This is a genomic window from Natronococcus jeotgali DSM 18795 (genome assembly GCF_000337695.1).
Taxonomy (GTDB): domain Archaea; phylum Halobacteriota; class Halobacteria; order Halobacteriales; family Natrialbaceae; genus Natronococcus; species Natronococcus jeotgali.
This window is the reverse complement of the sequence record NZ_AOIA01000048.1, coordinates 1-11,319: the sequence shown is the minus strand read 5'-3', so window position 1 is coordinate 11,319 and position 11,319 is coordinate 1. Positions and strand designations below refer to the sequence as shown.

Annotated in this window: 9 protein-coding genes and 1 pseudogene; 9 read left to right on the top strand and 1 reads right to left on the bottom strand. The window is 54.7% G+C overall.

The window, feature by feature from the left end; all coding sequences use genetic code 11:
- Positions 1 to 143 precede the first annotated feature (143 nt).
- From C492_RS07240 to C492_RS07220, 5 genes and pseudogenes are all read left to right on the top strand, one after another.
- Positions 144 to 440, top strand: a complete 297-nt coding sequence (locus C492_RS07240; RefSeq protein ID WP_008421884.1) for a hypothetical protein — start codon at positions 144 to 146, stop codon at positions 438 to 440.
- Between the two features lie 198 nt (positions 441 to 638).
- The gene (locus C492_RS22275; RefSeq protein WP_008421882.1) at positions 639 to 1,199 is read left to right on the top strand and encodes a TATA-box-binding protein; all 561 of its coding nucleotides are present in this window, start codon (positions 639 to 641) and stop codon (positions 1,197 to 1,199) included.
- Between the two features lie 864 nt (positions 1,200 to 2,063).
- Positions 2,064 to 2,483, top strand: a pseudogene (locus C492_RS22270) (IS6 family transposase); the annotation flags it as partial.
- A 134-nt stretch (positions 2,484 to 2,617) separates the two neighbouring features.
- Positions 2,618 to 2,998, top strand: a complete 381-nt coding sequence (locus tag C492_RS07225; protein WP_008421876.1) for a putative quinol monooxygenase — start codon at positions 2,618 to 2,620, stop codon at positions 2,996 to 2,998.
- Between the two features lie 401 nt (positions 2,999 to 3,399).
- A complete protein-coding gene (locus C492_RS07220; protein WP_008421874.1) occupies positions 3,400 to 4,230 on the top strand; it encodes a methyltransferase domain-containing protein in 831 nt (276 codons plus the stop codon).
- Between the two features lie 304 nt (positions 4,231 to 4,534).
- On the opposite strand, the gene C492_RS07215 is transcribed toward C492_RS07220, so the two are convergent.
- On the bottom strand, positions 4,535 to 5,794 hold the full coding sequence (locus C492_RS07215; protein WP_008421871.1) for an FAD-binding oxidoreductase: 1,260 nt from the start codon (positions 5,792 to 5,794) through the stop codon (positions 4,535 to 4,537).
- A gap of 370 nt (positions 5,795 to 6,164) precedes the next feature.
- Between C492_RS07215 and C492_RS07210 the strand changes: the two genes are divergently transcribed.
- The 4 genes from C492_RS07210 to C492_RS07195 all read left to right on the top strand — a co-directional run bounded on the left by C492_RS07210 (position 6,165) and on the right by C492_RS07195 (position 11,273).
- A complete protein-coding gene (locus C492_RS07210) occupies positions 6,165 to 7,823 on the top strand; it encodes a transposase (RefSeq protein WP_008421869.1) in 1,659 nt (552 codons plus the stop codon).
- A gap of 428 nt (positions 7,824 to 8,251) precedes the next feature.
- Complete coding sequence (locus C492_RS07205) at positions 8,252 to 8,539, top strand: amphi-Trp domain-containing protein (RefSeq protein ID WP_008421867.1); 288 nt, start codon at positions 8,252 to 8,254, stop codon at positions 8,537 to 8,539.
- Positions 8,540 to 9,139: 600 nt separating this feature from the next.
- The gene (locus C492_RS07200; RefSeq protein WP_008421865.1) at positions 9,140 to 10,861 is read left to right on the top strand and encodes a cation:proton antiporter; all 1,722 of its coding nucleotides are present in this window, start codon (positions 9,140 to 9,142) and stop codon (positions 10,859 to 10,861) included.
- Positions 10,854 to 11,273, top strand: a complete 420-nt coding sequence (locus C492_RS07195; RefSeq protein ID WP_008421863.1) for a cation:proton antiporter domain-containing protein — start codon at positions 10,854 to 10,856, stop codon at positions 11,271 to 11,273. The genes C492_RS07200 and C492_RS07195 overlap by 8 nt, the downstream gene beginning before the upstream one ends.
- Positions 11,274 to 11,319: the final 46 nt, after the last annotated feature.

Genomic DNA, 11,319 nt, shown 5'->3' with positions numbered 1-11,319 from the left:
ATCCGTTCGTTGAATCTCGCCGGCGCATCCCTCCTCAGCGTCATCGACTGCCTTGCTATGGGGGCATTCCACAGCTCTACATAAGAGCGTGGTAAGTTAACCAACAAAGCTAAGAAAAATCCCGACGTTGGTTAATCAACACGATGTTCGATCCGCCGAAATACATCCTCGAGGGCCTCGAAAAGCAGTCACCAGAGACACTCCGAGAGATCGCAAAGATTGCTGCCGAGATGGCGGACAACAAAGAGCGCCAGTTCGAGACAGAACTCGAGGAGAAGGAGATTGACGATCGGCCAAAGGATCTCGATCGCGACGACGCACCATCCAACGCGACGTTGGCCACGAAGGAGATCAACGGGAATCGGTACTACTACTGGCAGTGGCGAGAGGGCGAAAAAATCAAATCAGAATATATCCGTCCGGTTGATCCGAAGCGATGACGACAAGAATATGGTGCTGTAAGTTTCGTCTGCCTCTTCTGATCTAGTTTCCAGAAATTGACCGCTCCTATCTCAATGAGTCATCACTCAAGTGCGGTCATTGAGGGTATTCCTGGACAGCCGCGAACTACATAGAGCTCAACCTTCTCCCGTAGAACCATTGATCTTTATAATATCTTCACACGACTTTGGTAGCAGATGGCAGGCCCACAGGACTCTATTACGATCGAAAACGTAGTCGCCTCTTCCGGGATTGGACAAGAGCTTGCACTCGAGAGTCTCGCAATGGATCTTCCAGGGGCTGACTACGACCCGGAACAGTTTCCGGGTCTCGTCTACCGTACGACAGACCCTAAAGCTGCTGCCCTAATCTTCCGTTCGGGAAAGATCGTCTGTACTGGTGCCAAAAGCATCGAGGGCGTCCAAGAGAGTATGAGGATCGTTTTCGAAAAGCTTCGTGATCTCCAGATCGAGGTTGAAGCGGATCCGGAAATCGTCGTCCAGAATATTGTCAGTAGTGCGGATCTCGGTCGAAGTCTCAATCTCAATGCGATCGCCATTGGTCTTGGTCTCGAGAGTATCGAGTATGAACCAGAGCAGTTTCCGGGCCTGGTCTATCGACTCGATGAACCTGATGTTGTGACTCTCCTCTTCGGTTCTGGGAAGCTGGTTGTCACTGGTGGGAAGGACGTTGATGACGCGAGACACGCTATCGATGTAATTGTCGAACGTCTCGAGGACCTCGGTCTACTTGAGTAGTATCACCCAAATCATCCAGTGGTCTCGGGCACCCACTTCGAGTCATTTTGATATCGAAGTGAGCCGCTGTTGAGAGTGGATCAATGAAACAGTCAATGGTCTGGTCGCCGATCTCAGATCTCGAGGGTATTTCCAGAGTCGTACCTGATACTGTCGATCCTACATTGTTCGGAGGTGTTTGGTTTCTACCCTCCATGAACAACTCTTAAGTAACATATCCATAAAGAAACTGAAGTAATAAACGGTCTTACCAACTACTGATAATGGATCGCAGAAATGTACTTTTGACGCTCACCGTTAGTACGATTATCACGCCTCTCTCCGACTGTCTCGATTTCGCTGGTCTTCGTCCGGATAGTGATACCGACCAAGACCGGAATAGTTGAGACCGCTTGTCTCAATGCATATATAGGCACAGTCGTGTGAGTGACCTCTAGGTTAGCCGAGGACTTTCAGTGCACCGGCCAAAGTTTAGAATTGATCAAAACCCGATTATACGCGGCTAATGAGGCCTCTTATGCAGGAGTAGCAGTATTGAAATACTATATGTGGCAGAGAGAGAAAAGACACTTTAGCGCCTATAACTTCCGTGCTAGTATGGACATCTCTCGTTCAATCTTCGTGCTTAGCCTCGTCACGTTATCTGGAGTAGCTCTCTTCGTGATGACGGGTTATTATTGGAGTTATAACATCTTAGCCATGGGTGGGTACTTGCTCGCGTTCTTCGGTGCGGCCGCTTTGATCCCACTTGCTCTCCGTGACAAGCTAAACGAGTCTTGGACAGAGAACTGAAATATATTCATCGGCACTGTCTAGTTGAGCCAGTTTGAGGAACAAGCAGGTCGTTGAGTGAATTGGACTAGAATGCTTGCAAACCTGCTCAGCGAGTGCTATGACGCGGATTTAGAAGAATCTTAGGAGAACGAACGGACGGCGACGCCCGTCAGGGCGTTCACCGTCCGCCTTCACGAAACCGGTTGTTCGCTCCGTGAGACAACAACGATCTTGGCGGAATTAAGCGTTAAACGCTCGCATGAAGCGGTTTGGAATTGGATGCATCGGCTGGCTGACAGCGGATGCGACCCGCCTGAGGCGCGGCCGGAGCGGGTCGCGGTTGACGAGACTGCTGTCAAGATCAACGGCGAGTGGTCTTGGTTGTACGCTGCAATAGACACCGAGACGAAGCTAATACTCGATGTCGCATTATTTGGTCGACATGGCACCGATTCGGCAGCTGCGTTTCTGCATCGACTCGACGAAAAATACGATCTCTCCGATTTAGTATCGCGTGCTGAATACAGGGCGCGTATCTTGTTTGGCTCCCGACTCTACGTAGCATGCAAAATGGTCACATAGTCTGCCGGCGTATAGAGAACCGAGAACAATGGAGCTAACCACAACGGAGAGGGGTATCTGACGTGATTGTGTACGTCGACCAGTCGACAGTACGTGATGGAAAACTGGACGAACTCAAGGAAGCGATGTCTGATCTGGTGGATTTCGTCGACGCCAACGAACCGGACATCCTATCGTACGACGTCTACTTCAGTGATGACGGCACCCGAATGGCCGTCGTGCACACGCACGCTGACTCGGCATCACTGGCGTATCACATGGAGGTTGCGGGCCCGAAGTTCCCCCCGATTGGTGAGTTCATCGACCTCGAGGCTATCGACGTGTACGGACGGCCGAGCGAGGAACTCATCCACCAATTCGAGGAGAAGGCATCGACGCTGGGGCACGGGCACGTGTCGATCCACGACCGTCACGACGGAATCGATCGGGTTTCTGTCGACTGATCCGTGTGCTGAATCCAACCTCTATATCTCGCTCCGGGCATCTATCGGATAGCGGAGAGAACGAGACGGTGTCGCTGTATTCACGACGTAAATCAAGCGATATCCGGAGTCATTTCTCGGTATTGTGTCGACAGACTCGATCACCGAGTCATATTCGTGGGATCCTCCTTCCGTATCCCTGCCGCCTCACTGTCAAACGGTCGGTAGCACCGACATCACAAACTATTACGGATGGCTTCGATAGGGAAGGTGGCTTGAAAAGCCGGTCAGGCGAGTCAGATGTCCAATCAGCCATCCATCGCGTTGATGCCAGCAATCGAGTACCGGAGAATCCAGGAAGATCGATCCAAGACAGTCCAGTGGAACCCTACAGATCGGCGCCTTCCGATGGTGGTTGTTTCATGACCGCTGATGGTCGGAGACCGGGCTGGGAAAACGTCGATGCTGATGCCGACCAGGCCAGAGACTATCTCGATACGGTGACCAGGCTTGATGCGATCCAGGCGTCCAGCCGTCGGGACTATGAACTCCTCCATGCCGAACCAGGCAGCCAGATTCTCGATGCCGGGTGCGGAACGGGGGATGACGCGCTCTTGTTCGGCGATCTCGTCGGCCCTGAGGGGGACGTCGTGGGAATCGATAAAAGCCAGTCACTGATTGAGGAAGCGAACGCGCGTGCCGACGGGACGACGACCGTCGAATTCCAAACCGGGGATATCATGAACCTCTCCTTCGCGGACGGGACGTTCGACGCGAGTCGCGCGAACCGCGTCCTTCAACACCTCCCCGATCCCAGAGGCGCAGTGGCTGAGCTGTGCCGCGTCACGCGACCGGGTGGCAGAATCGCCGTGGCCGACCCGGACTGGGAGACGTGCATCGTAGCCGCCCCGGACGCCGACCCGGAGGTTACAGCCGCGGTGACTGCGGGCGAGTGGGCAGACACCCTGAATCCACACATCGGGCGACAGCTCTATGCACTCGCCAGAGACGAGGGACTAACGGAAATCGAGATCGACCCAACCACGGTCGTATTTACTGATTTCGAGCTCGCGAGTGAAGTGTTGTACTTCGACGGCCGGCTCGAAGCGATGCAGGATGCAGACGTCCTGTCCCGTGACCAGGCCGACGATTGGCTGGAAGCGGTCCGTCGTGCCGGAGCCGACGACCGGCTCTTCTGTTCGATAACGGGGTATACCGTGGCCGGCACCGTCCCCCCACCTGATGACACCTGACATCCGCGGAGCGCGTCGCTGTCCCGCAAAATATACTCTCCATTCAGCAGCACAATCGTCATGGGTATCGGTAGTTTCCACCAACGGCGATGCATACCGCGCGCATATCGGTCATCCGTTCTGCTCTTGATCTGAACGAACGGGTACTCAGTACAGGACGTGGCTTGACCGTCGATCGGTGTCTCTTGGTACTCTGTCTGTGTCGATTCCGGGAGCGCGGGTCGAAATAGTTCCCTGTAACCGACACGCATATTCATCAATTCTGACCAGAAATCGTTGGTACGTGGAGTGACCGGCTGCGTTCTCAGACTGAGGGTTCGATGTTCTGGTTCATCCGGAAACGGTTGTCCGAATCCCACTCGTTCTTGAGGGCGACGAGCCTGTCGAGCTGTCCGTGGTATGCGGCCTCAATCATCGCCTCGTCGTCCGCGTTGAGGTAATTGGCGTATTCGCCCTCAGCCGCGTGCTGACGCATCGAGTCGTGAAACGCCCTCGCCCACTCGATGCACGAAGCGTCGTCGGTCGGGTTGTCCCATCGTGGGGCGACTGTCAACGCGTACTCCTTGTCCCGGTCCGGGAAGGCGGTCAAGTCGGGATCGACTCGGCCAATCGCCCCGCCCATCCAGTCGAAGAACGCCACCGTGTCTGGGGTCAGAAACGGTGTGATGTGCTCGACCATCGCGGCGATTGCCTGGTCCGATAGTTCCTCGAAGTAATGGGATTTCCAGTAGTGTCGACGACCCGACCGCTGCTGCCACGCCGCGTAACGCCACTCGGTGAATTCCACGAGGATCGGGTCGCCGAACTCGGCGATCGGCCCGAGTGCGTCCTCACCGTCCTCGATCGTCCCCCCGTAAAAGGCGTTGATCGTCAGAATCGTCTCTCCATTGACGTCCGACAGGAACCGTGGGTCTTCCGACACCCTCCAAAACGACGCGTTGGCTTGGACCTCGTCTGGCACCTCCCGCATGAAGTCCCGGAGGAACCGCAGGGCCGCTTCCGCGTCTTCGAGGCGGTGGTGGACGCTCCCGGCCCACACCTCCGGGCCGACTTGGTGGAGCTCGAACTCGAAGCTCGTGACGATCCCGAAGTTGCCGCCACTACCCCGGATTCCCCAGAACAGGTCTGGGTTCGTCTCGTCGCTTGCCCGAACGAGTTCGCCGTCAGCTGTGACGAGGTCGACTGATCGGAGGTTGTCGTGGGCGAGACCGTATTTCCGGGCGAACCACCCGAGGCTGCCGCCGAGCGTGAGCCCGGCCACCCCGGTCGTCGAGACGATTCCACCGGTCGTCGCGAGGCCAAACGCCTGGGCTTCGTGGTCGAGGTCGCCCAGCGTCGCTCCCCCATCCACCCGGGCCGTCCTGGTATCGGGATCGACGTAAACCGCGTTCATCCGGGAGAGATCGATCACGAGGCCGTCATCACAGACGGCGTTGCCAGCGACGTTATGTCCACCGCCCCTGACGGCGATGAGCAGATCGTGATCGCGTGCGAACGTCACAGCCGCCATCACATCGGCGGTGCCTGCGCACTGTGCGATCAGGGCAGGCCGCCGGTCGATCATTCCAGACTGCTCGGGCGTCGTCGTACCCCTCGTCATCGGTCTGGAGCAGGGTGCCCCGGAGCGTGTCTCGGAAGTCCTCGACGGCTGTTTCATCGGTGTCTTTTGCCGTTGTTGTCATGATGGTCTCCGTTTCTCGTGTCTCTCCTTACACCTCACCTCCCGCGGCCCCGAGCACGGAGAGCACAAGTGCCCTTACCACTCGAGCTATGTTATTTGTTACCGTAACCCAAATTATGCTGCATCCACCCTCTGTATTCAGCAGACGACTTTTGGCATACATCTTATAGACCGATAGCCGCTTCGGTAACTGCTCACCCTATACTGAGCAGGATAGATAGGCTCTTGCAGTCGAGTCAGCAGGGTTCGCCCGATGGCCTCGACACAGGCTTCGCGACGCGATGTCTTTCGAGCGGTTGCTACGGACTCGTACCGAGAGTGGCCAGCGTACGACACGACAGGGTTGTACGACCGAAGTTCGCTTGGCGCACTCGAAGAAGATATCCAAACTGTCGCATCGGCCTGGTTTGCTCATGAAGCCCACAATTCGGTTGACGAGTTCATTTGCGAGCTCCCGTTACAATACGCTGATCTAACTCCGCATGATCAGTACGACAAGCCAGCAACGTACGAAATGCGAACGCTGACACGAGCATTTCTGCTAAAGGAAGCCTACGGCTGGGATCACGAAACAGCACTCCTTGAGTATCTCAAAGACCAGCCAGTGATCCAACAGCAGCTTGACTTTGAGACGCTTCCCGATCAATCAACACTCTGGCGGACGTGGCACTGCCGATTTTCACCTGATCTCCAGGAGACGATTCAGAAGAGCGCACGAACCGTTCTCATCAACGCCAACAGGGAAGACATCAATGTCCCTAGAGACCCGCTCCGTACCTCTGAAAGCCAGGAAGACAACCGTCTTACCGATCACGAAGTGCTTACCCATACAGATGAAATTACTGAACAGGTGAGTCATATCGCCTATCCAGCGTTCTCGCTTAATCGCGGGGACAGCTGTGAGATCCACCCGAATGCGTTCTGGGATCTCCAGACGTATCTGGGGCTTCGGGAGAACCTAGCAGCGAACGAAGGAGCACGTAGTTTCCTCTATGACTCGCAGCGGGAGCGAACTCCGTTAGGGCATGCTCATCGAGATCATATCCGTGGTCTCTCGATCGAGTCAATCCGTGAGATGTACCACGAGGCGTTGCAGCGACTTATTGATCGAGTGTCGGAGACAGATGCTTTCCATCGTGCTGGACTCGTTGCGATCGATACGACCGAGGCAAAGCCGTTCACAGGCGATCGAACGGGCCACGAGGACGAGATACCCGGTACGAAAGATGGTGAGTACGCTTGCCAGTGGGCGACGATACAGTTGGTTGGGAAAGCTGTTCCATTGGTACTGGACGCTCGGCCGATCCGAAAGGGCGAGAGTCGCCGCAAGATCGTTGAGGACTTGCTAGACTCGGCGCAGGACCTTGTTCACGTCGATCGTGTGTTAATGGATCGGGCGTTCGATAGTCAGCACATCCTCGAAGAAATCGACCAACGCGGTCTCGGGTATGTTGTTCCAAAGCGGATGTACACGAGTGAACGCGCTCAGGCAAAACGTCTACTCCGGTGGGATCGAGACCGCTATGTCACTGACCGGAAACTCTACTTGGGGAAGAACGAATGGCATGAGACGACACTGATCTACAGGCGACGGGAAAACGCTGAGAGCACCGATTATACGCAGTACAGTGTCTTCATGACGAACTGCCGCCCAGGAGCAGTCCACTTCTACAATTCGCGGTGGGAGATCGAGAGCGGCTACAAGAGTATCAAGCGGTTCATGGCAGCGACGACATCGAAAAGTTTCGTGCTGCGGTTCTTCTATTTCGCCTTCGCCTGTCTGCTGTACTCGATCTGGCGAGCTGTTGATCTGCTCGTGCAGATCGAGTTGACTGGCGAGTACGAACAGACACCACTCGTAACGGCGGAAAATACGCTCACGCTGTTGAAGAAGGAGACCGGAATCGGGTGAACAGCTGCTCTATCCGCATAAGAGAGTTAGTTTTGAGTGGCGACACTGGAAGCTACCTCGGAAGAGCGCCGAAAACCTTCTAAGACTAACAGGAATTAGCGGTTGAGAGGGCGTCTGAAAGATTGGCGGTAGACTGATTTGTCCGAATTCACCGACGACAAGCCTGCTAAACGGCCTGTAGTCTCATCTTCCCACAACCTCGGAGGATAGAATTGATGCGTGCCTTCTTTTCGTTAGACTGGGGATGAACTAACCGGTTGATACGTCTGCTTATTGACCGCAAGGGTTCCTACCAATCAGCGTATCTGTTCGAAGAGTCATAATGAATACAAAGCGCATAGTCAGCGTTCCAGAGTACCGATCAGAGGTGATTGCCAGTGGGTAGTATAGGGGACTCATTTATCAGTGCAGGCAACGTATCGTATATTATGCCTGAAGAAGTCCTATTCAAATCGGAAAGCAACCAGAGTCGAGAAGAGATTGCATCGTACCTTCGGAAAGTCGCGGATAATCTCGACAGCGGAAACGCTATCAGCCTGAAAGCAGGCTCCGAGTCTGTAACGCTGAATCCCCCTACCCGACCAACCTTCGAGGTCAAAGCTGAACGCGAAGGCCCGGCTGGCAATATGACTGAACGAAGTATCGAGTTCGAACTCGAATGGGACGAGAACGACGGTGAGGATGGTGCCGGAAGTGGTCAGTTAGAAATCGAGTAGTCACTCCCCAGATTTCTTGACCGACTTATTCATCGTAGGGTTCCAGAAACAAACAGAACCAGTTTGCTGGGTCCATCCTCTATATTCAGCAGGTGGCTTTTGACATAGTTCGGATAGATCGATAGCCGCTTCGGTAACTGCTTGCCCTGTATCTACCACTTTGTCTGTGTTCCTCTAGCGGTGCTCCGACTGGAGCTCTAAACAGTCGATCTGCTTATTGATTGCTGGTCGGTCTACCGAGTTTGAGATGGTTGGGTACCGTGCTGAATACGAAACGCGAAGTCAGTACAGATAATCTGCCCCCAGAAGTCTCAGAGTCCAATTATTTACGAGAGGGTATCCATCATCTCCGTCATAGATTCTTTGAGGACCAACGGCACCTGGTGGCAGTAGAGGAGTTCAAAGGTAGTCTTCAAACGTCTGTATAAACATATAAGGTGATTAATTTCACTATATTACAAATACATATATCGGCTTCTTTACCATGGCATACCCCACCGTTCCACGCGTAACAATAGTAATCTCCCTGGTCAAAATCCCCATCATCGTGTCCCCACAGGGTTATCCTCTGGCCAGCAGTAGTTCTGTGTACCTCTTGAGATGGTACCTCAACTAGCCTTGGCAACGGATCTCGCTATCATTCTCATGTCAGCAGCAACCATTAGTTTCATCGCGAAACAGACTGACCAACCGACGATCGTCGCCTATCTCCTCACCGGGCTGCTGCTCGGTCCGGCCGTGCTCGGGGTCGTCACATCCAGCGACACCACTGCTACCATGGCCGAACTCGGCCTCGCGTTTCTGCTGTTCCTGCTCGGTATCAAGATGCGCATCGGTGACATTAAACACATTCTCCGGCCGGTCGTCACCATCTCTCTCCCGCAGATGGTTCTCGTGTGTCTCACAGGAATGGCCACCGCACTGTTGCTAGGCTTTTCGATCTGGGACGCTTTGCTGATCGGGTTGGTCGTGATGTATAGTTCGACCGCTGTCGTTATTAAAATGCTAACTAATAAGGACGAAGTCACGTCACTCCCGGGTAAGATCGACGTCGGTATCCTTATCATTCAGGACATCGTCGTCGTCATCCTATTGACGCTGCTGGCTTCCGGGCGGCCCGACAGCGTCGCCGATGTTGGTACCACCCTCTTGACCATCCTCGGCCTAATCGCCAGCATCGGCCTTGTCACCGCTGCCGCCTCCCGGTACATATTGCCCAAGATATTCCGACGGATCGCGGACAACAAGGACGTGTTTTTTCTGGTGTCGATTGCCTGGGCGTTTCTGTTTATTTTCGTTTCCAAGGAGCTTGACCTCTCGATTGAGATGGGGGCATTCATCGCTGGCGTGGCACTCGCACAACTCCCCTATAGTACCGAGCTCCGGGAGCGTATCGCGCCCCTGACGGACCTATTCATTTTAACCTTCTTCGTTTCGATCGGGCTTCAGCTGGATGCGGCAGCCCTCTTCATCTACTGGCAGGAGGCTATTATCGCTGCCATGATCTTGATGCCCGCGAAGTTCTTGATCTTCTTCGCACTCACCAACTGGCAGGGCTTCAGCCTCGAAACCGCGTTTCTCGGCAGCGCAAATATGATCCAAGTCAGCGAGTTCGCGCTCGTCGCTGGTGCAGTCGCAGTCACAGGCGGCTTCATCGAGGAGCCAATTCTCGGCTTTCTGAGCCTGCTTGCCATTCTGACGATGAGCGTCTCCGTCTACGTCATCAAGTACAACCACCAGCTCTATGAACGATTCTATCCCTACATCAGCTTCTGGGAGAGCGATGACGAGCGAGTGATCGAACAGGAGAAGTATCGTGACCACGCGGTCGTCATTGGCTACGATGCGGTGACACGCGGCACCTTACCGGTGCTCGACGAGTTCTACGACGAGGTCGTCGTCATCGACCGACAAATCGCGCATGTCGAGATCCTCACTGATGCCGGTTACGACGTGATCTATGGCGACTTTCGTCACACCGAAATTCGGAAACAGGCCAGACTGATGCACGCTGACTTTGTCCTCTCCTCGTCTGCCGAACCTGACGTGAATAAGGCGCTACTCGGCGACGTGGGCGAGGGAACGACGGTCTTCGTCGAGGCCGAATGGGACGACGATGCCCGCGACCTCTATGCGCATGGTGCCCACTACGTCGTGATGAGCCCCCAACTCACCGCCGAACGCCTCGCAGAGTACCTCGAAGCGTACTTCGTTGATCGTGCGACGTTCACCGACGCAATCGAAACTGACATCGCGCGGATGAGTCGTTCCGACTTGTTCCCGCAGACGTCTGAAGAAATGGAGGGTGGTCTCGATGAGTGATCTGCTCACCGCACTTTCGGTAATCTTCATTACCGGTGGAGCGTTCCTTCTCGTGGCGCATCGGCTCGGGCTGCCGACTGTCCCCTTCTTCATCATCGCAGGCGTCGTCGCTGGCTTCTTCATCGAAGAGGCGGTCACGCTTGAACTCGCCCGCTTCGGTATTATCCTCCTCGTGTTCACGTTCAGTGTGCAGATCCAGTTTGAAGCCATTCGAACGGTGCTTACTGATAGCGAGGCTGTAGCACTTGGGCAAGTGTTCGGACTTGGGACGCTCGGAATTGCCGCTGGCGTCGTGATCGGGTTGCCAACCGACCAAGCGATTTTTCTCGGTATCGCGGCGGGTCTCTCTTCCACAATAGTCGGAACTGGCGGCTGTGTTGAATCACTAGACGGCGTCGGGATAGGCCGGTAAATCAAAGGAGTTGAAGCGGGAGGCTTCCGTTGTCCATGACGCAAAT